The organism is Sphingopyxis sp. GW247-27LB, assembly GCF_002277025.1.
GTDB lineage: Bacteria > Pseudomonadota > Alphaproteobacteria > Sphingomonadales > Sphingomonadaceae > Sphingopyxis.
Window position 1 is genome coordinate 15,189 of the sequence record NZ_NIWD01000003.1, and the last position, 22,264, is coordinate 37,452.

The following is a 22,264-nucleotide window of genomic DNA, read 5'->3' on the forward strand; positions in this document are numbered from 1 at the left end:
TTCCTTGATCGAGGAGAGGCCAGCACCCTGGGGGTCTGGCGGCAAGCGCTGCGCGCTAGCAGCGGGGCGCGCGAATGTCAATCGAACCGCTCGCTTGCCCGCCCTGCGGCGGCCGGCCTATGAGCGGGGCATGATCGATGCCGCCGCTTCCGTTCCGCCGCCGCAAAGGCTGACGGCCGACGTGGCGGGGCACCGGCTCGAACTGCTCTTCGACGGCGCCGACCGGCTGACGCGATTGTGCGCGCTGATCGACGGCGCGGCGCGCAGCATCGACATCATCATGTATATCTTCGACGACGATCCCGCCGGGCGCGAGGTCGTCGCGCGGCTGGTCGATGCGGCGGGACGCGGCGTGCGGGTACGCGCGGTGATCGACAGCTTCGGATCGTCGGACACGCCGGACAGCCTGTTCGCGCCGCTCCGCGCCGCGGGCGGCGAGGTCATCTTCTTTTCGCGCCGCTGGCGATCGAGCTATCTGATCCGCAACCACCAGAAGCTGATCCTGTTCGACGGGACGATCGCCGTCACCGGCGGCTTCAACATCGCCGAACATTATCTGAGCCCGCCAGGCAGGAAATGCTGGTTCGACCTGGGGCTCGTCGTCGAAGGTCCCTCGGTCGCCAAGGCCGCGGCATGGTTCGAGCAGATCCACGCCTATACGGTGGCCAATGACGGCAAGCTCCTGATGCTGCGCCGGATGATCCGCGAGTGGCCGGCCGCAGGCGGCCCCGTCGCATGGCTCGTCGGCGGGCCGACGCAGCGGCTCTCGCCCTGGGCGCGCGCGGTGCGGCGCGATCTCGATCAGGCCCGGCGGCTCGACATGGCGATGGCCTATTTCTCGCCCGGCCAGGGGATGCTTCGGCGGCTGGGGCGCGTCGCGCGGCAGGGCCATGCGCGCCTCGTCATGGCGGGCCGGTCGGACAATGCCGCGACCGTCGGTGCGTCACGGCTCCTTTACGGCTATCTGCTGCGCAAGCGAGCCGAGGTCTGGGAATATCAGCCGTGCAAGCTGCACCTGAAACTGATCGTGATCGACAATGTCACCTATATCGGATCGGCCAATTTCGACGCGCGCAGCCTCTTCGTGAACGTCGAGGTCATGCTGCGCATCGACGATGCCGAATTCGCCGCGACGATGCGCGATTTCGTCGCCGGGCTGGAGCCCGATTGCGAGGTGATCACGCGCCAATCGCACAAGGCGCGGGCGGGCTGGTTGACGCGGCTGCGCTGGACCCTTGCGTGGTTCGTCGTCGGGGTCGCCGACTATACGGTGTCGCGCCGGCTCAATTTCGGGCTCGCCGAGCCCGACCTCGAAACGATCTGAGCCGTTTCTCAGTCCTTCCAGGCCCAGAAGAGGAAGCAGGGAGGGACATTCACCCACTCGAACGCATTGTCGATGCGCTGGAAATGCGCCGCGAGGAAATCGCGCGCGCGGGCGCGGAACTGATAGACGAGAAAGGCGCCACCGGGGCGCAGGACGCGGTGCGTCGCCGAGGCGATCGCCGGGCCGACTCCCGCGGGGAGCGTCGAAAAAGGCAGGCCCGAGAGGACATAGTCGGCCTGCTCGAAACCGTGCGCCGCGATGATCTCTTCGACGTCGGCGGCCGATCCGTGGACGGCGATGAAGCGGCTGTCGCGGATGTCCTTCCGCAGATAGTCGATGAAATCCTCGTTGGTGTCGATCGCGATCAGCGTCGCATCGCCGGCCATTCGTTCGAGCACCGGGCGGCAGAAGGTGCCGACGCCGGGACCATATTCGACGAACAGCTTGCTGTTCTTCCAATCGACCGGCCGCAGCATGTGCCGGATCAGCGTCGGCGAGGACGGGACGATCGACCCCACCATGACCGGATGCTTGATGAAACCGCGGACGAACATGCCCCACGGCCCGAAAAAGCGTTTGAGCCGCTCGCGCACCCGGCGGGGCAGCGCGATCTTCGATTCTTGGGCCTGCGCCCGCGGATTGGTCATGATGGCTTTCGCGTTGTTGCGGTTTCCTCGTCGGTGGCAAAATCGGCGGCCCAGCGCAAGGAAAGATATGGGCTTGGCGCTGGACAGATTGCGCGTCGCGTGTAGGGAGAGGCGGGTTTGCGGCGAACGGAAGGGGCGGCATGACGGCGATATCGCGTTCGATCCCCAATGACCGGATGGCCGTCCTCTTCGCGATCATGCTCGTCGCGGCCGCGGGCAACACCGCGATGCAGTCGATCCTCCCCGCGATCGGCGCCAAGCTGCATATTCCCGACGTCTGGGTCAGCCTGGCGTTCAGCTGGTCGGCACTGCTCTGGGTGCTCACGGCGCCGCATTGGGCGCGCCAGTCGGACAAGCGCGGGCGCAAGGCGCTGATGGCGCTCGGGCTGATCGGTTTCCTGTCGTCGATGGCGCTGTGCGGGCTGACCCTGTGGGCGGGCCTGTCGGGCCTGCTGGCGGGCGGCGCCACCTTCATCATCTTCGCGCTGTTCCGCAGCCTCTATGGCGGGTTCGGCTCGGCCTCGCCGCCCGCGGTGCAGGCCTATGTCGCTGCGCGCACCGACCCCGAGGAGCGCACGCAGGCGCTGTCGCTCGTTTCCTCGTCCTTCGGGCTCGGGACGGTGATCGGGCCCGCGGTCGCGCCCTTCTTCATCCTGCCCGTTGTCGGGCTGGCGGGGCCGCTCCTCGTCTTCGCGCTGATCGCCCTCGCCGTTCTCATCACGCTGCGCTGGCGGCTGCCCAACGACACGCCGCGATTCGCCGCGCGCGGGTCGATCGCGCCCTACCCTGCCTCGGGCCTCGCCGACACCGCGCGCCGCGACGAAGAGGAGGACACCGACGAGGCGGCGCTGCCGCCGCTGCGCTGGACCGACCGCCGGGTGCGGCCGTGGCTGCTCGCCGGGCTGTTCGGCGGCCAGGCGCAGGCGATGATGCTCGGCGTCATCGGCTTTCTGATCCTCGACCGGCTAAATCTCAGGGCCAACCCCGACGAAGCCGCCGCGATCACCGGCATCGTGTTGATGGCGGGCGCCTTCGCGACCCTGCTCGCGCAATGGGGGCTGATTCCGCTACTCAAGATGACGCCACGCGCCACCGTGCTGGTCGGCGCGGCGCTTGGGGCGGCGGGCACGGTGATGACCGGCCTCGCACCCGATCTCCACGCGATCGTCATCGGCTTCGCGACCGGATCGCTCGGCTTCGGCCTGTTCCGCCCCGGCTTTACCGCGGGCGCATCGCTCGCGGTCACCGGGCGGCACCAGGGCGCGGTCGCGGGCATGACCGCGTCGATCAACGGGTCGGCCTATATCGTCTCGCCCGCGATCGGCGTGCTGCTTTATAATTGGCACGCGATGGCCGCTTACGGCCTGATGGCGGGTTTCTGCGCCTGGCTGGTGGCGTGGGGCTGGTCCGCACTCCGGCAGGACCAGCCCCCGCACTCCTAATCCTGCGGCTCGTCGCCGTGCTTCTGTTCGCGCACGGGCTTGAGCATACCCGGCGCGAAAAAGCCGATCGGGTTGACGCTCATCGCCTGCTGCTTGATCTCGCCCTGGATCTTTTCATAGTCGCGCTCCATCGCCTCGGTCACCGAGGCGCGGGTATCCTTGAGCGCGGCTTCGAAATCCTCCATCGTCACGCTGTCGCTCTGCATGGAGCGCTTGAGCGCCGCGAGCCCCGCACGGCGGACCAGATCCTCCAGGTCGGCGCCGGTGAAGCGATCGGTGCGCCCGGCGAGCGCATCGAGATCGACGTCCTTCGCCAGCGGCATCTTCGCGGTGTGGATTTCGAGGATGCGCTTGCGGCCCCCCGCGTCGGGGACGGTCACATAGATCAGCTCGTCGAGCCGTCCGGGGCGGAGCAGCGCGGGGTCGATCAGGTTCGGCCGGTTGGTCGCCCCGATGACGACGACCGACTGCATCTCCTCGATCCCGTCCATCTCGGCGAGGATCGTGTTGACGACGCGCTCGGTCACCTGCGGCTCGCCCGCGGTGCCGCTGCCGCGCGCGGGCACCAGGCTGTCGAGTTCGTCGATGAAGACGATCGTCGGCGCCACCGCCCGCGCCCGCGCGAACAGGCGCGCGATCTGCTGCTCGCTCTCGCCATACCATTTCGACAGCAGATCCGACGATTTGATCGCGATGAAATTGGCGTCGGACTCGCGCGCCGCCGCCTTGGCGAGCAGCGTTTTGCCCGTGCCCGGCGGGCCATAGAGCAGGAAGCCCTTGGCCGGACGGATGCCGAGCCGGCGGAACGCTTCGGGATGCTTCAAGGGGAGTTCGATCCCCTCGATCATCTTGTCGCGCGCCGCGTCGAGCCCGCCGATGTCGCTCCACCGCGTCTTCGGCGCCTGCACCATCACTTCGCGCATCGCCGACGGCTGGACGCGCTTCAGCGCATTGTTGAAATCCTCGCGCGTCACGCGAAGCTCGTCGAGCACCTCGGGCGGGATCGTCCCTTCCTCGAGGTTGAGCTTCGGCATGATCCGCCGCACCGCCTCGATCGCCGCCTCGCGGGTCAACGCCGCCATGTCCGCGCCGACGAAGCCGAAGGTCGTGCGCGACAGCTCGGCAAGGTCGACATCCTCGGCGAGCGGCATGCCGCGGGTGTGGATGCCGAGGATTTCGCGCCGCCCGCTTTCGTCGGGCACGCCGATCACGATCTCGCGGTCGAAACGGCCGGGGCGGCGCAGCGCCTCGTCGATCGCGTCGGGGCGATTGGTCGCCGCGATGACAACGAGGTTGGTGCGCGGTTCGAGCCCGTCCATCAGCGTCAATAGCTGCGCGACGAGGCGCTTTTCGGCCTCACCCTGCACTTGCCCGCGTTTGGGAGCGATCGAATCGATCTCGTCGATGAACAGGATCGACGGCGCGGCCTTCGCCGCCGCCTCGAACACGTCGCGGAGGCGCTTTTCGGACTCGCCATAGGCCGACCCCATGATCTCGGGGCCGTTGATCAGGAAGAATTGCGCCTCGCTCTCGTTCGCGACCGCGCGCGCGAGCCGGGTCTTGCCGGTTCCCGGCGGGCCGTGCAGCAGCACGCCGCGCGGCGGGTCGACGCCGAGACGGCGGAACAGCTCGGGATAGCGCAGCGGCAGTTCGACCATCTCGCGCAGCTGGTCGATCGTCTCCCCGAGCCCGCCGAGATCGTCGTAGGTGACGTCGGTGCGCCGCGTGTCCTGCGGCTCCTGATATTCGGGAAGCAGTTCGACCTCGGTATTTTCGTCGATGAAGACGACGCCCTTGGGGCTCGCCGACACGACACTGAGGCGCACTTCGGCGAGCGCATAGGCGGGCGCGTTGAGCATCTGGCGGAGCTGCGGCGGCATGTCGCCCGCCGACACGCGCTGCTGCCCCGCGGTGGCGACCGTATCGCCGGCGACGAGCGGGCGGCCGAAGAAGCTGCGCTTGAGCGCGTTCGCCGAACCCTGAAGCCGCAAATTTTCCTGCGCCGGAGCGAACACCACGCGCGTCGCTGGGCGCGTCTCGACGCGATTCAGCATCACCATGTCGCCCGCGCCCGCGCCGGCATTGGCGCGCTGGAGGCCATCGAGGCGGACGACTTCGAGCCCCTCGTCCTCGGCATAGGGCGCCATGACACGCGACGCCGTCTGCCGCTTGCCGCTGATCTGGATCACGTCGCCTTCGGTTACCCCGAGTTCGGCCATCGCCGATCGCGGGATGCGGGCGATCCCGCCCCCGCTTTCCTCGGCCCTCGCATTCGCCACCTGGAGCTTGACTTGCTTTTCTTTAACCGGTGCGTCGGCCAAGGCGTGTCTCCCGCAAAATAGTCAGAATGCCGAAGATAGGGCGGTCGTTCCGTGATTTCGACCCCCAACCGCTCGAACGCGATATAGAAGCGTTTCATGCCGCACTGCACAAATGCCTCTGGCGCACACGCCGGTCTCATGCCATCACATGGTCGAGAGACATTATGGCACGCCTCCCTCCCCTCAGCAGCATGGAAGCCTTTCTGGAGGTCGCCCGTCACGGCACGGTGAAGGCTGCCGCGAGCGAGCTCGGCCTGTCGATGCCGGCGCTGTCGCGGCGAATCCAGACGCTCGAACATGCGGTCGGGCGCCCGCTGTTCGATCGCCACCATCACGGATTGCGGCTGACCGAGGCGGGCCGCACGCTGCAGGGGCAATTGTCGCCGATCCTTGACGATCTGCGCGGGGCCATTTCGCGCGTCGGCAGCCCCGACGCCTCGCTGCGGCTCCACCTCAACGTCCTGCCGCTCTTCGCGCAGCAGCGCCTCTTTCCGCGACTGCCGGAACTGCGCCAGCAATATCCCGAACTGCATATCGACATCGACACGCTCTCGCACGGCGAGGCGCGGCTCGGCGAAGGGATCGACGCGGCGATCGCGCTCGCCCGCGCGATCGACCCCGCGCTCTATGCGGCGCGGCTCGACCAGGACAAGATTTTCCCGATCGCGGCGCGCACGCTCACCGACGGCGAACGGCCGATCACGGTGCCCGAACAACTCCAGCGGCTGACCATCCTGCTCCATCGCGAAATGCCAGAGACCTTCGCCGAGTGGAGGCACGCGATCGGCATGCCCTATCTCGAACCCGCGGGGATCGATTTCTTCGATTCGGGGCCGCTGATGCTCGAAGCCGCGGCGCAGGGCATCGGCGTCGCCTTCATGCACGGCCATCATTTCGACGACGCACAGGACCCCCGCCTCGCCCGCCTCTTCGATTTCGACGTCGACAGCCCCTACAGCTACTGGTTCGTGTGCCGCCCGCGCGCGCTCCGCCAGCCCGCGGTGAAGCTGTTCCACGACTGGCTGCTCGGCGCGAAGATATAGGGTTCACGGCGGGTTCAGCCGACCGGGCGAAGCATTGTCCCGACCCATCCGCTGCGGAGGCTTCTGATGCGCCCGATCCTTTTCCCTGCCCTTTTTCTGGCTTTGCCTTCGGTCGCGCAGGCTCAGTTCGTCGCGGGGCCCGGCCCCGCCCCCGAACCGATGCCGGGGATCGTCGACCGCGGCACGCTGCCCACCATGCCCTCGCTCGGCCATCAGCTGGGCGAGGCACGCGACCGCATCGAAGGCGGCCGCAAGCGGGGCGAACTCACGAAGCGCGAAGCGCGCGGGCTGCGGCGCGATGCCGGCATGATCGAAACGCTCGCCGACCGTTATGGCGCTGACGGGCTGTCCGATTCCGAACGGCGCGAACTCGATATGCGAACCGAGGTGCTGCGCACGCTGACCGCGGCACAGCGGCTGCAAGGCGCCGCCAGGCGGCCCTGACCGGAAGCGTCGCCAAAAAGGGTGGAAAATGGTGCTGCTGGAGAGGATTGAACTCTCGACCTCACCCTTACCAAGGGTGCGCTCTACCACTGAGCTACAGCAGCGTCCGGAGCCCTCTGCGGCGCATCGCCGCCGGGCAGGCGCGGCCTATGGCGGGGCGCCCCGCCGCTGTCAAGGTGCGAGGCTTGACGATCGGGCGATTTCACGGGCATGGCGCCGCGATGAGCAAGCCGCCCTCCCCCGCCGACCTTGAGCGCGAACGCCGTCTCGCCGAGGCACTGCGCGCCAACCTGCGGAAACGCAAGGCACGGGCGCGCGAGGAGAAGGCCGAAAGCGCGCCTAAAGACTGACGGTCACCGTCACCGCCTCATCCTCGACCAGTCTCTCGGCCCGGCGGATCGCTGCCTTGACCGGCAGCAGCCAGCCGCCGCTTTCGCGGTGCGGAAAGACCGAGGTTTTCCAGATGCTGTCGCCGATCCGCGCCTCGACCCGCGCCGACCCGAACCCGCGTCGGCCGTCGAGCCATTGGCCGGTCATCGCCGCCACGCGAACGGCGTCGGCCGCATCGCCCTCTATGGTCAGGAAATACCAGGCGGCGGGCGCGGTCGCCGACTGCCAGCGCCACAGCGGCGTCGTGACGGTGATGCTCTCCAATGCGCGCGCCTACACCGTTCGCATCGAAGTCACTTCTTCACCGCGCGGATCGGCACGGGAATGTTGCAGATATCCGCCCCGCCCGCCGGCCGGATGAAGAAGGGATCGCGCCGGTTGACGCGCGCCTCGGCGTAGCGCGCGAAACTCTCGCTGTCGCTCGACAGATATTCGAAACGTGGCCGCTCTGCCTCGGGCAGTTCGCTCGCGAGCCGCACCGAAACGATCGGCACGCGCTGCGCCGCATCGTCGTAGACGCCGAGCGGTGCCGGCCCGCGCGGCAGGCTCGACAGATTCTCGATCCCGCTGATCACCCGGCCGACGAGCGCGATGTTGCGGTCGAGATGCCGCGGCGCATGGCCGATGACGGTGTAGAGTTCGGATCCGCTGCCGGTGTTCGGCGACATGTCGCGCGCGACACCGACCATCGCGTAGCAGTGGACGGGCCAGATCGATTTACTGTCGTTCGCGAGCGGCCATCCGGCCCAATGTCCCTGACCGCCCGCATAGGCATCGCGCAGAGGATTGGGGGTATGCCATCGCCAGAATTTGGCGATGGCGGACGCATAGTCTTTCGACTTGATCCTTTTGTCGTCCCTGCTCAGCGCATAATCGCTCTCCGGCACCGTCGCCAAGCCCTCGGGCAGCGGCTTCGCCTTCGCAGGATCTTCACCTTCAGCGTCACCCCATTGCGCGACGTAATTGTCCTGCACCCGGTAGACGCTGGTGCCGTCCCACCAGTGCGCGGCGGCGAGTTTGCGAATATTGCCGATCCAGCCCTGGCTGAATGGCTCGGGCATCAGTTGGATGACGACGTGGCGGGCCTTTCCGGCCGTATCGGGCGCAAGGTCCATCACCAGCAGGTCGGCGGGCGCGATGGCGGTCCATTCCTCGGCCTTCGCCGCATCGACGACCTGCCCTGGCGAGAGCGCGGGCTCCGGGTCTTGCGCGTGGGCGGCGGACAGGAGCGCGAGGGCGGCGGTGGCCGCGAAGAGCAGTTGCTTCATCGCGCCTGTCTGCCACGCCCAACCGGCTTGCGAAACCCCCGGCGAACGACTAGGGCCCGCCTTCACCAGTGCATGCGGAGCGGTGGCCGAGTGGTCGAAGGCGCTCGCCTGGAAAGTGAGTATACGGCAAAACCGTATCGAGGGTTCGAATCCCTCCCGCTCCGCCACCGGAAAATAATTCAATGAACCAATGACTTATAGTCGACGTCAGAGATTGATGCCGGCTCGGGGGCGCTCGCATTCGCCGCGCTTGCGCTCCTCGCGCCGCTTATCGCCGCGGCGGCCAAACATCAGGTCAACCGCAGCCGCGCGGCGGGGTTCATGCCGCCCTTGAAGGCGCGGGGGGGAACATCCACTTTCGTCTCCCTGACAATCGATATCCGCCGGCGGGGAGCAAGGCAGGGATCAGCAAAACCGCCGGTCGAGCTCCGGAATCGGTTTCTGCGCGACGATGCTTGTTTTCGTCCCGGCACGCTGGTAGAGGCGCCCCTCATTGCCGCTTTAGCTCAGTTGGTAGAGCACATCATTCGTAATGATGGGGCCACAGGTTCGAGTCCTGTAAGCGGCACCATATATCCGACAAATCAATGACTTAGCCCTGATCCCTCGCTCCGGCGGCGCTGTTGCGGGCCGGCAGATCGGCGATGGGGCGCGGCCTTTCGAGGAGCCATGGCATCCCCCAGACCGAACCCTGCCGGTGATAGGCCTCGGCCGCCGATGGCCGGTTGCAGTCAGCCGCTTTCAAACGGCCGCTATCCGCGAGCGATCCGGTAGAGCCCGCCCGATCCCGTCGCGTCGGCGCGTTCGGGCGTCAGGCGCATCCGCGACGTCGTCACCAGAAGGTCGCCGGCCGCGTCGATGCAGAGGCTGCTGACATGCGGCGCAGGCAGCGCATGATGTCGCAGAAGCGCTCCGTCGGAACCGAGCTCGACGACCCCGGCCCCGCCCCACATCGCGACGACCGGGTGTCCGGCGGCATCGAGCGCCATCCCGTCGGGCTTTCCCGCCAGCCCCATGAAATCGCTGACGATCACGGGCTCGCCGACCCCCTCGCCGCCGTTCAGCACTGGAAAGCGGATCAGCGTGCGCGACAGCGTGTCGACCAGGTAGAGCTGCGTATGATCGGCGGTCATCGCGATGCCGTTGCAGACGCCCAGCCCATCGCACACACGCGCGGCGCGGTTCGCGGCGTCGATGCGGAACAGCGCGCCGCGGCCGCTGAGCAGCCCGCGATGCATCGTCCCCGCCCAGGCCGTCCCGTTCGCGTCGATCGTCATGTCGTTGAAGCGGCATCCGCTGCCGACGTCGACCACCACCAGCATCCGCGCCGCGCCGGTCGCGGGGTCGAGTTCGACGATCGCTTCGTCGGCGAGCCCGATCAGCGTCTCGCCGCGCCAGCCGATCGCGTTGACGGGCACGTCGGTCGCGACGCTGGTCGCCGATCCGTCCGAAAGGCGGACATGGTGCAAGGCCGACAGGACCGGATCGACGAACAGCAACGTCTCTCCGGTCCGATCGAGCAGCGGCGATTCGCTGATCGTCGCGCCGGGGTTGGTGATGAGCGCGGGCGGACGCGGCAATGGCGTGGTCGCTGCCGCGACGAGCGCGCGCGCCGCCGCCGCGATCGCTTCGACCGCCATGCCGGGGCGATAGAGTTCCGACCCCACCCCGATCGCGTCGCAGCCCCCGCCCAGGAAGGTCGCGGCGTTCGCTGCGCCGACCCCGCCGACCGCGACGAAGCGCGCATCCTTCGGCATCACCGGCCCGAGCGCGCGGATCGTCGCCAACCCCGCTTCGCCCGCCGGGAAATATTTGAGCCAGCGCGCGCCGGCCTCATAGGCGCGAAACGCCTCGCTGGGCGACGCGACCCCCGGCATCGGCACCATCCCGCGCGCCGCGGCGCGCGCGATCACCGCGAGGTCGCAATTGGGCGCTACGCAGATCCGTGCGCCGATGTCGGCGAGCCGGTCCACGTCGCGCGAATCGGTGACCGTGCCCGCGCCGATCACCATGCGATCGCCGAAATGGCGGCACAGCAGCGCGATCGCCTCGAACGGCGACGGCGAATTGAGCGGCACTTCGGCGGCGCGGATGCCCGCATCGTGCAGCGCCTCGACCACCGTGATCGCCTCGCCCGGCGCCAGCCCGCGCAGGATCGCGACGACCGGCGCCGCCGCCAGCGCGGCGTCGACCGCAGCCGCCGAGCCCATCGTCATGCCGCCCGCACCGCTTCGCTGAGGTTCGCGGCGGCGAGCGCGCGATAGCCCGCGATGCAGCAGCGCTCGGATTCGACCACCTCGGCCTCGATCGCGAGCCGCCCGAGCGCATGCGCGAACAGGCCGCAAAGCGCGCTGTTGCCGATCAGCGTCACCGGCGCCTCGGCGAGCCCCGGATAATAGCGCAGCGCATCGCCGATCTCGCCGCCGATCAGCAGCCCGCGCAGCCACGACGCCGCGTCCTCCTTGCCCAGCCCCGCGCGCACGGCGCGCGCGCGCGTTTCGAACAGCAGGCTGCCGAGCCCGATCCTGCTCGTTCGCGCGCGATCGCACGCGGCGTCGAAGACGCGCCCCGCCGCGCCGCTGCCCTCGGTCACCGACGCGAGCAGCCCCTGCGCGCTCATCCGGTCGAAGATCTCGCCCCCCATGCTGGTGAAGAAATCGACGATGCGCCCGTCGCGGCAATGCACCCATTTGCTGTGGGTGCCCGGCAGCACGATGAAGCGGTCGCGCCCCGCCGCCGGGTCACCGCCCAGCGCCAGATAGCCGAACAGCTCGATCTCCTCGCCGCGCATCACGTCGGGGCCGCCGTGCGGCCCGGTGCAGGTCAGGCCCGGAACGATCTTCACGTCCTGCCCGCCGATCCGCGCCGCGACGCCGCCGCCCGCGAGGTCGCGCACCGAGGACGGCGTTTCGAAATATCCCGCGTCGGCCCAGCCAATCGCCGATCCGATCATCCCCGACGCCCAGCAGGCGCCCAAATCGCCCCAGCGCGCCGCGAGTTCGGCGATGCACGCCTCCATCCCGTCGCGATCCAGCGACGCGACCCCCTTCGGCATCGCGACATGGTCGAGGATCGCGCCGTCGGCGCCGATCCGCCACGCGCGAAAATTGCTGCTTCCCCAATTGATCCCGACCATCGGCCAGGCGCCGTCAACGGCGTGTGACACCGGCACCTCCATCCACTTCGACAATCGTCCCGGTCATCCAGCCGGCCTCGGCCGACGACAGGAACAGCACGGCATGCGCGACATCCTCGGGCGTGCCGAGCCGGCCGAGCGGGTGACGCCCGACATTGGCGGCGCGCGCCGCCTCCGGGTCGGGCGCCGCCGCGAAATTGCGCGCGAGCAGGTCGGTGTCGACCGACGCGGGCGCGACGCCGTTGACGCGAATCCGGTCCTCTGCCAGCTCGAGCGCGGCGGTGCGGATCAATCCCTCGAGCGCCGCCTTCGACGCGGCATAGGCGGCGAGCGTCGGGGTCGCGAAGCGCGCGTTGATCGACGAGAGGAAGGTGAAGGCGCCGCCGCCCGCCGCGCGCATCGCGGGGGCGCAGCCCTGGATCAGCCGCACCGCGCCGACGACATTGACGTCGTAGAGCCGCAGCCAATCGGCGCTCGGCGTGTCGGCGACCCCGGCGTTGACGCTCGCCGCGGCGGCGTGGACGACGATGTCGGGCGCGCCGCCGGCATCGCGCGCCTCGGCCAGCGCGCGCGCGACGTCGGCGTCGGAGCCCATATTGGCGGCAAGGTTGCAATCGCCGCTATCGGGCGCTTCGAGATCGAGCGCGGCGACCCACGCCCCCTCGGCGCGGAACGCCGCGACCAGCGCGCCGCCGATCCCGCCCGCCGCGCCGGTGATCAGCGCCCGCTTTCCGTCAAACCGCCTCGCCATGCCGCGCCTCCATCCCTGCCCGGCGCGCCGCGCGCCGTCCGAGCCATTCGGAAAACAGCGCCAGCACCACGAGCACCGCGCCCGTCGGGAACAGGACCCCGCGATCCTCGGCGCTCGCGGTCAGCGCCGTCAACCACAACATGAGGCCGCTCGCGCCGACGGTGAGCGCCACGATCCGCGGCGCGTCGGACGCACCGCCTGCCGACGTCTCGTCGATCGTCGCGGGGGGCAGCGCAGCGATGCGCGCGACGCCCGGCGCGGCGCGCCGCGACAGCAGGTGATAGGCCCCGAGCACGAGCATCGGAACGCCGACCCCGACGATCACGTCGATCAGGATTCCCGCGCCCGCCGCCCAGTGCTGCAACGGCTGCAGCGCCGCAACGCCGCCGAGCGGACCTGCGGGGGTGATCAGATAGCGCAGGAACAGCCCGAGCGCCGCCGCCGCGATCACCGTCAGCCACGCCGAACGCTGGTCTACCCGGTCGCTGAAAAAGCCCCAGACGCTCGGCGCGACCAGCGGCACGACGAGCAGGCTCGTCGCCGCGACGATCACCTTTTCGGCGCCGCCGAGCAGCGGGATCGCGACCCCGACGATGGTCAGGAACAGGCCGAGGACGATGGTGACGAGGCGCCCGACGCGCACCGCGCGCGCGTCGCCCTCGCCACGGACGAACATCGGGGTGAGTGCGCCGGCGAAGACGTTGAGCTGGCCGCTGATCAGGCTCGCGGTCGCCGAGAACATCGCCGCGAGCACCAGCCCGAGCATCCCCGTCGGAAGCACCGCCTGCGCGGCGAGCATATAGGCTTGCTCGGGGTCGGCGGCGGGATCGATCGCGCGATAGAGCATCGGCGGCAGCAGCCAGAAGAGCGGCGAGATCAGGTAGAGTCCGCCGAACAGCCACGCGCTGCGCCGCGCGTCGCGCGGGGTCGGCACGCTCAGGAAACGCTGCACGAACGCCCATTCGCCGCCGATCATGAAGAAATGGATCGCGGTCCAGGCCGCGATGAACCACCAGCCGTAATCGTCGTTGGTCAGCGCGAAGAAATTCGCGGGCACCCGATGCGCGAAGCCTTCGACCCCGCCGAGCCGCGCGAGGATCAGGACGACGGTGATCAGCACCGCGAGGTTGAGGATGATGAACTGCATGACATCGGTCATCAGCACCGCCCATAAGCCGCCGAGCATCGTGTAGAGGACGATCACCGCACCGAAGGCGATCACCGCGAAGGTCACCGACAGATTGCCCGTCGCCGGATCGCGCAGCAGATGCCCGGGCTCGAGCGGCACGAGCACGCAGAGCAGGACGGCGAGCGCGTAGAGCGCGATCCCCGACCCGATCAGCCGGAACAGCATCATCGCCCAGAGGTAGAGCTGCACCGCCGATTCGCCGAAGCGCAGACGGACATATTGCGCGGGCGATTCGACCCCGAGCGCGCGCCAGCGGCCCGCGAGGAAGGCCCCGGCAAGCAGCGCCGCGACGCCATAGGCCATGTTCACCGCGACCGCGACTAGCCCCGAGCGATAGGCGAGCCCGCCCCACACGACGAAGGTGCCGGCCGAGAACATCGTCATGAAGCCCGACAGACCCGCGACCCACCAGGGCGACTGGTGCCCGGCGGCGAACATCTGCTTCAAATTGGTGTTCCGGCGCATGTAGTAGACGCCGAGCGCCAACATGCCCGCAAGATAGGCGATCAGGACGATCGCGTCGGCTCTGCTCATCGGCTTCCTCTCTCCGGTGCGTTTGAAACGCTATTAAAGCAACGTGATGCAAAGGCAAGCCCCTCGCCGGCAGTGACACCGGCCGCGCGAAAAACGCCTAATAATTGCTATAAACTCGAACTTCCGGCGCGCGCTCCGCGAGCCTGAAATCGATATACCGTTGACGATAAAATTGCTTTATTAGCATTTCTATGGCATGCCGCTGCGCGCAGCGGCGGCAAAGCCGTGCAACAGGAGAGGAATCATGCAGCATGGAGCGATGAAATGGGCGATGCTTGCCGGCGTGGCGGTGCTGGCGGGCGGCGCGGCGCTGGCGTTCAGCGGTGAGCCCGAATCCGGGGAGGCGGCGTGGAAGGTCCTGCTGCCGCCCGCGCCTGCGGCGAAGGACAGGGGCAGCACCGCTTCCGCCCGGACGGCAGCGTCCGGCGCGACGCTGACCACGCTTGACGCCCCGACGCTCGGTCTCGCCGATTCGGTGATCGAAACCTTCCACGACAGCGACGACAATATGTGCGGAACGCAGAAGGTGCATATCGACGGCCCGGTTCGCGCCTTCGAGGATCAGAACAACGTCATCCACCTCACCGTCTCCGATCCCAATGCCAAGGGCTGGCAATGGACCGGATCGGTCACCGGCTTCACCAACAATCCCAAGACGGCGGCGCTCGACTGCGACGGGGTGATGACCGGCAACAGCGGCAACACCGACCCCGACGCCTATGACCAGAAGACATGGATCCAGGCGGTCCATTTCGAAGGATCGACGGTCTACGCCTATGGGCACGAGGATTATTTCGGCACCCGCACCAGCGACCCTGACTGCCACGACGCCGGGACGAGCGACGGCAAGCCCTATTGCTGGTACGCCTCGATCCCGCTGTGGACCGCGACGGTCTCGCCCCCCGACCGCCATATCGACTTCGCGCGCTCGGCGGCGACGCCCGATCATGTCGCGATCTTCCCGCACGTCGCCTATCCGGGCGACGCCAATACGACCGACGCGGGCTGGATCGGCTATGGCACCCCGTCGAACATCATCCGCGGGCGCAACCAGGACGGCACGCTCGACGGCTATTATTACATGTATGCCTACAGCAGTTCGGCCTATGCCGGGCAGGCGAAGGGGGTCTGCCTGTTCCGCACGGCCGACCCGACCGACCGGACGAGCTGGCGCGCGTGGGACGGCGACACGAGCAATCCGGGCTTCACCCAGCAGATGCGCAACCCGACCGTCTATACCAACAGCGCCTGCGCGGTGGTGAAGCCGGAGATGTTCAAAAGCTACCTGCGCTCGGTCGTCTGGCACAAGCCGTCGCGCCACTATATCGCCTTCTTCCGCACCAGCAGCGCGGTGCAATATGCGACCTCGACCGATCTGGTGAACTGGAGCGACGGGCAGAATCTGCTCGTGTCGACCTCGGCGCAGGCTAATTATCCGGTGACGATCGACTTCGACGGCGGCGATTACGGCGATTCCGACTTCGACCGCCTCTATTCGAACGGGAAAAGCTATCTCTTCTATCGCAAGTCGATCGCGAGCGGCCACACGCGGATCACGCGGCGCAAGATCACGGTGACCAACTACCCTGCCGATCCGCCCTCGTCGTCGAACCCGGGCTGAATAAACCCCACCCCTGAAGGGTAGGCAACCACCAGATCCACCACCTCGGGCAGGCGGCCCTCCATCCCCGCCTGCCCATTTTGTCACGCCAGATGAAACATTGGCGTTGCAATCTTAGCGACATTATGGAGGAAGAAAGCGGCGGAGGTGAAATTCGCCCGCGGCGGCACTATCATGCGCGGCCGAGGGGCGGCGATCATCGCTTTTCCGCCCCCTTGTTGGATGGATCGAGGCGAATGAACCCCAAACCCAATGCCCAGCCGAACCAGAGCCTGATCGACGGCATCGCGACCCTCCAGGCGCTCGCGGTCTCGCCCGAGCCCGTCGGCAACCGCGAGCTTGCGCGCCAGCTCGGCTTCAACCCGACGCGCGTCAACCGGCTGCTCAAGACGCTCGCCTATCTGGGGATCGCGCGCCAGACCGCGAACCGCAAATATACCGCCGGGCCGGGCATGCACGTCCTCGCCGCGCAGAGTCTCCACGCCTCGCGCATCATGCAGGACGCGCTGCCGGTGCTCGAGGAACTGCGGCGTTTCGGCCTCACCATCGCGCTCGGCGTGCTGTGGCGCGACAGCGTCAGCTATCTGTTCCACGCGCCGCCGGGGATGACGACGACGCAGGGCATCGGCCGCATCGGCCTACTTCCCGCGACCTCGAGCGGCATCGGCATGGCGCTGCTCGCGCAGCACGGGGACGATCATATCGCCGAACTGTTCGCCGACCGCGCGATCGACGGTTTTCCGGGCGGCCTGCCCGATCTGATGGCGGCGATCGAAGCGGTGCGCCAGCTCGGCTACGCGCGCGTCTGCGTCGATCCGGTCGAGGATCGCCACACGGTCGCGGTCCCGGTGTCGAACCTCTCCTTCGCCGCGGTCGGCATGTCGGGCTGGATCCCCGAACAGAATAACGCCCCGATCGTCGAAGCGCTGACCAATGCGGCGCACCGGATCGGAGATTAGTGTCTCAACTATTGCTAAATTAGCAATACATGCCTAAGCCTCTCTGGACGCGGCCGCCGATCGGCCGCCCAAGGGAGTGACGAGCATGACGAATATCGCCGGCGCCTTTCCGGTGCTGCCCACCATCTTCGATTCGACCGGCGCCATCGACGCGCAGGGGATGCGTAACACCGTCGAATGGGTGATCGGCTGCGGCGTCGACGGCGTCGTGTTTCCCGGGCTGGCGAGCGAATATGATCATCTAAGCCTCGCCGAGCGGCTGCGCCTGATCGCGATGATCGGCGAGCTCGCGGCGGGACGCGTCGCCTTCGTCGCCGGATGCAGCGGTCAGAACGACGAAGAGAGCGCCGCGCTGATCGCGGCGGCCGGCCAGGCCGGCGCGGCGGCGGCGATGATCGTCACCCCGACGCGCCTCGACGGCGACCTCGACGCGATCGGCGACTTCTACGCGGGGCTCGCCGCCGCGGCCGACGTCCCCGTGATGCTGCAGAACGCGCCGCGTCCGATGGGACTCGGACTCGATGCCGCCGCGCTCCTCCACATCCTGGGCCGCGCGCCCAACATCCTCTACGTCAAGGAAGAGAACGCCCCGTGCGGCCAGCGCATCTCGGCGCTGCGCGCCGCCGCGCCGCCGCAGCTCCGCGCGATCTTCGGCGGCGCCGGCGGGCGCTACATCACCGACGAACTGGCGCGCGGCGCCGAAGGGACGATGCCCGCCGCCGAGATCGCCGACCTCCACGTCCGCCTGATCGCCGCGCACCGCGCCGGCGACCAGGCGACGGTCCGCATGCTGTTCGAGCGCACGCTGCCCTTGCTCAACATGCAGGCGGTGTATCGCTGGCGGCTGACCAAGGAGGTGCTGCGCCGCCGCGGCCTGATCGCATCCGCCTTTGTTCGCGCGCCCGGCCCCGAACTCGACGCGCACGACCACGCCGAGCTCGACCAGCTCCTCGCCGCGCTCGAACCGCTGATGCGCGAAATGGGGACCTCGTTCGACGCGCGGCAGATGGTATAGACGGGTCCGCCATGCGCGACAGCATCGACCATATCGAGACCTTCGTCGTCACCATCCCACGCGACACCCCCTATCTGGGACCGCTGCGCGCGGGCGAGAGCGTGAACGAGCGCGGCTATCTGGTCCGCAGCTCCAACCGCACCATCTATCCGACCGAGGACCGCTCGGTGCTCGTCAAGGTGACGACGAAGGACGGCGCGGTCGGCTGGGGCGAGACCTATGGCCTCACCGCGCCGCGCGTGATCGGTGAGTTCGTCGACGACCTGATCCTGCCGCTGGTGCGCGGGCGCGACCCGTTCGACGTCTCGGCGATCTGGCACGACCTCTACGATCTGCTGCGCGTGCGCGGCTATGACGGCGGCTTCTGGCTCGACGCGCTCGCCGCGCTCGACATCGCGCTGTGGGACATCTGCGGCAAGCTCGCGAACCAACCGGTGCGCAAACTGCTCGGCGGCGAGCGGCGCGCCAGCATTCCTGCCTATGTCTCGGGGCTGCCGCGCGCGACGCTCGACGAGCGCATCGCGCTCGCCGCCGACTTCGTCGCCCAGGGCTATGACGCGATCAAGTTCGCCGCCGCGGTCGACCCCGACGGGATCGAGGCCGAGCTTGCGGCGCTGCGCGGGGCGCTGGGTCCCCAGGTCAAGCTGATGATAGACTTCCACTGGATGTTCGGGCGCGGCGAGGCGGCAGCGCTGATCCGCCGGCTCGAACCCTATGGCCTGTGGTTCGCCGAAGCGCCGGTGAAGCCCGAGGATGTCGAGGGGCTTGCGCATGTCGCGCGCGCTGTCGCGACCCCGATCGCGGCGGGCGAGGAATGGCGCAGCGTCCACGACGCCCTCCCCCGCCTCGCCGCGGGCGCGGTGTCGATCGTCCAGCCCGAGATGGGGCACACCGGGATCACCCAGTTCCTGCGCATCGCCCGGCTCGCCGCCGCGCACCATGTCGCGACGATCCCGCACGCGACGATCGGCGTCGGCATCTTCCAGGCCGCTAGCCTGCAGGCCTCGGCGGCGGTCGACGAGCTGCCGATGCACGAATATCAGCATTCGATCCTCGACCGGAACGCAGCGCTGCTCGACGGCGATCTCGCCTGCGAAGCCGGCGCCTACCGCCTGCCCTCGGGTCCCGGCCTCGGCGTCGCTCCGGGCGCGGCGCTGTGGGCGCATGCGGAGAAGATTCAGGGGTGATAATAAAGCCCCTCCCCTTCAGGGAAGGGATGCGATCCACGGAATCGTCATTGCGAGGAGCGAAGCGACGCGGCAATCCAGAGCCTGCGTAAACCGCCCTGGATTGCTTCGCTTCGCTCGCAATGACGAAGATATGTGAATCCAGGGTTTATCCCACTCTCAGGGTCTACTCCCCCAGCACCGTCACCGGGCTCGTCGCACTCCCGCCCCCAACCTTGTCGACCGACAGGCTGAAACGGAAGCTCTCGCCCTTCCCGCGCGGCACGCTGAACTCGAACGGGAAGCTGTCGTCGGTCAGCACCTTCCACCCCCCGCCGCTGCGATAGCGCAGCCGGGCGCGCACCACCTTGGCGTCGTCGTCGCGCAGATAGACATAGCCGCGCCGCCCGAAGCCGCCAAAATCGAGCAGATAGGCACGCGCGTCGCCGACGCTCAGCGCCGCGCTGTCGTTGGGCACCGCCGCCGCCGGGCGATCGAGTCCCGCACGGTCGATCTTCGTCCGCGCGCGCAGCCCGTCGATCCGCACCGCGACCTGCCCGCGCGCGGGCACCTCGACCGCTAGGCCGTCGCCCTCGGCGCGCGCCGCGCCTTCGGGCGACAGCAGGGTCACACGCAGCGCCCCTACCCGTCCGGCGAGCTTGGGGTCGATCGCGACGCGGCTCGCGACCGGCGCGTCCGACTGGTTGGCGAGCGCGACGTAAAGCGCGTCGCCGCGATAGCCCGCGACATAGTTGAGCTCGGGGTCAAAGCCGGTGAGCAGCCCCTTCGGCATCCACAGATTGACGCCCTGATCGCCATAGAAATGCCCCGGCGCATAGCCGTAAAAGCCGTTCTGCAGATAGGCATAGGCCTCGATGAACTGGCTGGGGAAATCGATCGCCCCGTCCGACCGGCCGCGCGCGTCGCTGACCAGATAGTCGAGCAGCATCGTCGCCATCGGCCAGATGTGATTATAATGGAAGCTGTTGACGCTGAGGTCCTTGTGCGCGTGGAGCGGATAGTCCGCCTGCTCGTAGATCGTCGTTCGCGCCGTGTTGATGTGATAGCCGGGGAAATTGCGATAGCGCCCGATGATTGCCGAGCGCGCGACGTCGTGCAGGAATGGGTCCTTCGCATCCTCGGCGATGCGCAGCATCCACGGCGCGAAATTCGCCATGAAGATCGCGCGGTGCCCGGTGCTGGTGCCCGAGCTTTCGGGGGTCAGCCCCATTTCAGAGAGGCGCCACGCCGGGACATCCTCCTGCGGCGCCGACATCGGATGATGCCCCTTCGACGCGAGATACCAATAGACCGGCGCCTTACCGCCCGGATTGACCGTCACCTTCGCATCGGGAACCGCGGGCGCCATCCAGGTGAACATCGTGTAGCGCCGCGCGCCGGTCTGCGCCGCGTCGAGAAAGCGCTTCTCGCCGCTCGCCTCGTAGAGCCGATAGAGGTCGACGAAATCGGGGACATAGGCGGGCCAGAAGAAGAAGGCCGCGTCCTTGAATTCGCGCTGCGGCGTGTCGACCCGGCTCGCGAGATAGCGGTCGGCACCCGCGACCGCCTCGCTCAGCATCGCGCGGTCACCGGTCGCCTCGAACAGCGACAGCGCGTTCTGCCATGTCCGGCCATGTTCGGCGACGTCGAGGTTGCGCGTCCGCGAGCCTTCGAACTCGCGCCGCGCGAGGTCGAGCAGCGCGGGATTGCGCTTGCCGAGCACGGCATAAAGCGTCGCGAGTTCGGACACCGGCGCGGTCGGGCCGCGCAGCGCGCGCGACGGGTTCTGGATCTTCATCTCGCGATCGAGGCTGAACAGGAATTTCTCCCGCGACAGCATATATTCGACATAGGGGATGACGCGGCTCTCGAACATGCCGGGGCGGTCGGTGACCAGCGCGAGCTCGAACGGGTTGAGGCTGCTGACATTCTTCACCGCGCCGGGAACGTCGGTCGAATAGGAGGAGCCTTTCAGCTCGGCGATCCAGCGCGCATAGGAGGACATCGAATAATCGACCATGCGGTCGAAGGTCGTGTTGAGCGAGCCGACCGCATTGTGGCGGAAATCGCCGAAACCATAGACGGTGCGCGCGAGCCGTTCGTAGAGCCGCGTCAGGTCGCCCGCCTTCTCGCGCACCAGATAGGCGCGAAAGCTCGTGCTCGCGCCGCCCGCGAGCTGCGATCCCGCGCCGCCCATCACGGGGGCGAAGATCATCGGGCTCGCGCCGCCCGCGCCGTCGCGCACCGCGACCCCGAAGCGGCTGTTGTCGGCGAGCGGCAGCGGCTGGAACGGGAATTCGCCGGGATGCGCGATCGCCGCGAACGCGGTGTCGCCCTCGCGCACCATCGTCGTCGGCAGGGTCGCGCGATAGGCGAGCGTCAGATAGGAGCGATCGGGCAGCCTTTGCTCCTGCCAGATCAGCGGCTGCCAGATCTCGCTCGCCTGCGCCGCCGCCACATGAGGTCCGCCGGTGTAGCCGACCGAATAATAGCCGGGCTGGCGCGCCTCGAGCCGCCATTGCAGCAGCGGATAGGGCTGGGCCGCGAGATCGACTTCGGCGGTCAGCGTGAAGCGCGGATCGGCGGGATAGGTCGCGATCAATTTGTCGCCGACGCGCCGCACGCTCTGGGGTTTCATCGCGACCGGCTGGCCCGCGTTGAAATAATCGGCGCTGCGGCTGTCGGCGCTCGCATCGAGGATGCGGTCATCGAAACCGTCGCCTGCGGTCGCCGCGTCGCGCTGCGCGGCGGCAAGATCGGCGCGCGCCGGGTCGAAGGCGCGCCACGTCGCGACATTATAGGCGACTCCCTCGATCCCCGCCGGGCGCTGCGCCATCTTCGGATCGTCGGGCCGGTACAGCACGGTGAAATCGAGCGAAAACCCCTCGATCCGCGCCGCCAGCGCATCGGCGGCGGGCGCGCTCGCGGCAGGGGCCGGGGCCTGCATCTGCGCCGCGCAAGCGGACAACGCGGTTCCCGCAAACAGTGTGAGAGCCAACGAATATCGCATCTTC

18 protein-coding genes and 3 tRNA genes are annotated in these 22,264 nt (G+C 68.3%); 11 read left to right on the forward strand and 10 right to left on the reverse strand.

What is annotated here, in order from left to right:
- Positions 1–130 precede the first annotated feature (130 nt).
- Positions 131–1,324, forward strand: coding sequence for a phosphatidylserine/phosphatidylglycerophosphate/cardiolipin synthase family protein (locus tag CD928_RS03865; RefSeq protein ID WP_095385309.1), 1,194 nt, complete (start codon positions 131–133; stop codon positions 1,322–1,324).
- Positions 1,325–1,332: 8 nt separating this feature from the next.
- On the opposite strand, the gene CD928_RS03870 is transcribed toward CD928_RS03865, so the two are convergent.
- Positions 1,333–1,971, reverse strand: coding sequence for a class I SAM-dependent methyltransferase (locus tag CD928_RS03870; RefSeq protein WP_095385312.1), 639 nt, complete (start codon positions 1,969–1,971; stop codon positions 1,333–1,335).
- A gap of 140 nt (positions 1,972–2,111) precedes the next feature.
- Here CD928_RS03870 and CD928_RS03875 point away from each other — a divergent pair, with 140 nt between their 5' ends.
- Positions 2,112–3,413, forward strand: a complete 1,302-nt coding sequence (locus CD928_RS03875; protein ID WP_095385315.1) for an MFS transporter — start codon at positions 2,112–2,114, stop codon at positions 3,411–3,413.
- Here CD928_RS03875 and CD928_RS03880 read toward each other — a convergent pair.
- Positions 3,410–5,692: a CDC48 family AAA ATPase gene (locus CD928_RS03880; protein ID WP_095385540.1), complete on the reverse strand. Its 2,283-nt coding sequence runs from the start codon at positions 5,690–5,692 to the stop codon at positions 3,410–3,412. The two genes, CD928_RS03875 and CD928_RS03880, sit on opposite strands and share 4 nt — an antisense overlap.
- Before the next feature lie 206 nt (positions 5,693–5,898).
- Here CD928_RS03880 and CD928_RS03885 point away from each other — a divergent pair, with 206 nt between their 5' ends.
- Both CD928_RS03885 and CD928_RS03890 read left to right on the forward strand, forming a co-directional pair.
- Positions 5,899–6,777, forward strand: coding sequence for a LysR substrate-binding domain-containing protein (locus CD928_RS03885; protein WP_095385318.1), 879 nt, complete (start codon positions 5,899–5,901; stop codon positions 6,775–6,777).
- A gap of 66 nt (positions 6,778–6,843) precedes the next feature.
- Positions 6,844–7,221 (forward strand): hypothetical protein, encoded by a 378-nt coding sequence (locus tag CD928_RS03890; protein ID WP_095385320.1) that lies wholly within the window; start codon positions 6,844–6,846, stop codon positions 7,219–7,221.
- Positions 7,222–7,250: 29 nt separating this feature from the next.
- Here the strand turns inward: CD928_RS03890 and CD928_RS03895 are convergent.
- A tRNA-Thr gene (locus CD928_RS03895) sits at positions 7,251–7,325 on the reverse strand.
- Positions 7,326–7,442: 117 nt separating this feature from the next.
- Between CD928_RS03895 and CD928_RS23695 the strand changes: the two genes are divergently transcribed.
- Complete coding sequence (locus CD928_RS23695) at positions 7,443–7,571, forward strand: hypothetical protein (RefSeq protein ID WP_255247030.1); 129 nt, start codon at positions 7,443–7,445, stop codon at positions 7,569–7,571.
- Here the strand turns inward: CD928_RS23695 and CD928_RS03905 are convergent.
- Both CD928_RS03905 and CD928_RS03910 read right to left on the reverse strand, forming a co-directional pair.
- The gene (locus CD928_RS03905; protein ID WP_095385326.1) at positions 7,561–7,875 is read right to left on the reverse strand and encodes a DUF1905 domain-containing protein; all 315 of its coding nucleotides are present in this window, start codon (positions 7,873–7,875) and stop codon (positions 7,561–7,563) included. The genes CD928_RS23695 and CD928_RS03905 overlap by 11 nt on opposite strands.
- 29 nt (positions 7,876–7,904) lie before the next feature.
- Positions 7,905–8,879 (reverse strand): peptidylprolyl isomerase, encoded by a 975-nt coding sequence (locus CD928_RS03910; RefSeq protein ID WP_095385329.1) that lies wholly within the window; start codon positions 8,877–8,879, stop codon positions 7,905–7,907.
- A 76-nt stretch (positions 8,880–8,955) separates the two neighbouring features.
- Between CD928_RS03910 and CD928_RS03915 the strand changes: the two genes are divergently transcribed.
- A tRNA-Ser gene (locus CD928_RS03915) sits at positions 8,956–9,046 on the forward strand.
- A 328-nt stretch (positions 9,047–9,374) separates the two neighbouring features.
- Positions 9,375–9,450: transfer RNA gene (locus tag CD928_RS03920), tRNA-Thr, on the forward strand.
- A gap of 181 nt (positions 9,451–9,631) precedes the next feature.
- On the opposite strand, the gene CD928_RS03925 is transcribed toward CD928_RS03920, so the two are convergent.
- From CD928_RS03925 to CD928_RS03940, 4 genes are read right to left on the reverse strand one after another with little or no spacing between them, the layout of a single operon-like run.
- On the reverse strand, positions 9,632–11,095 hold the full coding sequence (locus CD928_RS03925; RefSeq protein ID WP_141237078.1) for a 2-dehydro-3-deoxy-6-phosphogalactonate aldolase: 1,464 nt from the start codon (positions 11,093–11,095) through the stop codon (positions 9,632–9,634).
- Positions 11,092–12,045: a 2-dehydro-3-deoxygalactonokinase gene (locus tag CD928_RS03930; RefSeq protein WP_176473438.1), complete on the reverse strand. Its 954-nt coding sequence runs from the start codon at positions 12,043–12,045 to the stop codon at positions 11,092–11,094. Before CD928_RS03930 ends, CD928_RS03925 begins: the two co-directional genes overlap by 4 nt.
- Positions 12,029–12,766 carry an SDR family NAD(P)-dependent oxidoreductase gene (locus tag CD928_RS03935; RefSeq protein WP_095385337.1) on the reverse strand — a complete coding sequence of 246 codons (738 nt, stop codon included), beginning with the start codon at positions 12,764–12,766 and terminating at the stop codon, positions 12,029–12,031. Before CD928_RS03935 ends, CD928_RS03930 begins: the two co-directional genes overlap by 17 nt.
- Positions 12,750–14,489, reverse strand: coding sequence for a Na+:solute symporter (locus CD928_RS03940; protein WP_095385340.1), 1,740 nt, complete (start codon positions 14,487–14,489; stop codon positions 12,750–12,752). Before CD928_RS03940 ends, CD928_RS03935 begins: the two co-directional genes overlap by 17 nt.
- Before the next feature lie 244 nt (positions 14,490–14,733).
- Here CD928_RS03940 and CD928_RS03945 point away from each other — a divergent pair, with 244 nt between their 5' ends.
- From CD928_RS03945 to CD928_RS03960, 4 genes are all read left to right on the forward strand, one after another.
- Complete coding sequence (locus CD928_RS03945) at positions 14,734–16,110, forward strand: hypothetical protein (protein WP_095385343.1); 1,377 nt, start codon at positions 14,734–14,736, stop codon at positions 16,108–16,110.
- Positions 16,111–16,346: 236 nt separating this feature from the next.
- The gene (locus tag CD928_RS03950; protein ID WP_095385346.1) at positions 16,347–17,069 is read left to right on the forward strand and encodes an IclR family transcriptional regulator; all 723 of its coding nucleotides are present in this window, start codon (positions 16,347–16,349) and stop codon (positions 17,067–17,069) included.
- 85 nt (positions 17,070–17,154) lie between these two features.
- Positions 17,155–18,084 carry a dihydrodipicolinate synthase family protein gene (locus CD928_RS03955; RefSeq protein WP_095385348.1) on the forward strand — a complete coding sequence of 310 codons (930 nt, stop codon included), beginning with the start codon at positions 17,155–17,157 and terminating at the stop codon, positions 18,082–18,084.
- Between the two features lie 11 nt (positions 18,085–18,095).
- On the forward strand, positions 18,096–19,271 hold the full coding sequence (locus tag CD928_RS03960) for a mandelate racemase/muconate lactonizing enzyme family protein (protein WP_095385351.1): 1,176 nt from the start codon (positions 18,096–18,098) through the stop codon (positions 19,269–19,271).
- 166 nt (positions 19,272–19,437) lie between these two features.
- Here CD928_RS03960 and CD928_RS03965 read toward each other — a convergent pair whose 3' ends face one another.
- Complete coding sequence (locus tag CD928_RS03965; protein ID WP_176473439.1) at positions 19,438–22,197, reverse strand: hypothetical protein; 2,760 nt, start codon at positions 22,195–22,197, stop codon at positions 19,438–19,440.
- Between the last annotated feature and the right edge of the window lie 67 nt (positions 22,198–22,264).

Excerpts from the sequence above, each read along its gene's own strand:
- CD928_RS03865 (WP_095385309.1), top strand. The coding sequence starts at position 131 with ATGATCGATGCCGCCGCTTCCGTTCCGCCGCCGCAAAGGCTGACGGCC.
- CD928_RS03870 (WP_095385312.1), bottom strand. The coding sequence starts at position 1,971 with ATGACCAATCCGCGGGCGCAGGCCCAAGAATCGAAGATCGCGCTGCCC.
- CD928_RS03875 (WP_095385315.1), top strand. The coding sequence starts at position 2,112 with ATGACGGCGATATCGCGTTCGATCCCCAATGACCGGATGGCCGTCCTC.
- CD928_RS03885 (WP_095385318.1), top strand. The coding sequence starts at position 5,899 with ATGGCACGCCTCCCTCCCCTCAGCAGCATGGAAGCCTTTCTGGAGGTC.
- CD928_RS03890 (WP_095385320.1), top strand. The coding sequence starts at position 6,844 with ATGCGCCCGATCCTTTTCCCTGCCCTTTTTCTGGCTTTGCCTTCGGTC.
- CD928_RS23695 (WP_255247030.1), top strand. The coding sequence starts at position 7,443 with ATGAGCAAGCCGCCCTCCCCCGCCGACCTTGAGCGCGAACGCCGTCTC.
- CD928_RS03910 (WP_095385329.1), bottom strand. The coding sequence starts at position 8,879 with ATGAAGCAACTGCTCTTCGCGGCCACCGCCGCCCTCGCGCTCCTGTCC.
- CD928_RS03925 (WP_141237078.1), bottom strand. The coding sequence starts at position 11,095 with ATGACGATGGGCTCGGCGGCTGCGGTCGACGCCGCGCTGGCGGCGGCG.
- CD928_RS03935 (WP_095385337.1), bottom strand. The coding sequence starts at position 12,766 with ATGGCGAGGCGGTTTGACGGAAAGCGGGCGCTGATCACCGGCGCGGCG.
- CD928_RS03940 (WP_095385340.1), bottom strand. The coding sequence starts at position 14,489 with ATGAGCAGAGCCGACGCGATCGTCCTGATCGCCTATCTTGCGGGCATG.
- CD928_RS03945 (WP_095385343.1), top strand. The coding sequence starts at position 14,734 with ATGCAGCATGGAGCGATGAAATGGGCGATGCTTGCCGGCGTGGCGGTG.
- CD928_RS03950 (WP_095385346.1), top strand. The coding sequence starts at position 16,347 with ATGAACCCCAAACCCAATGCCCAGCCGAACCAGAGCCTGATCGACGGC.
- CD928_RS03955 (WP_095385348.1), top strand. The coding sequence starts at position 17,155 with ATGACGAATATCGCCGGCGCCTTTCCGGTGCTGCCCACCATCTTCGAT.
- CD928_RS03960 (WP_095385351.1), top strand. The coding sequence starts at position 18,096 with ATGCGCGACAGCATCGACCATATCGAGACCTTCGTCGTCACCATCCCA.
- CD928_RS03965 (WP_176473439.1), bottom strand. The coding sequence starts at position 22,197 with ATGCAGGCCCCGGCCCCTGCCGCGAGCGCGCCCGCCGCCGATGCGCTG.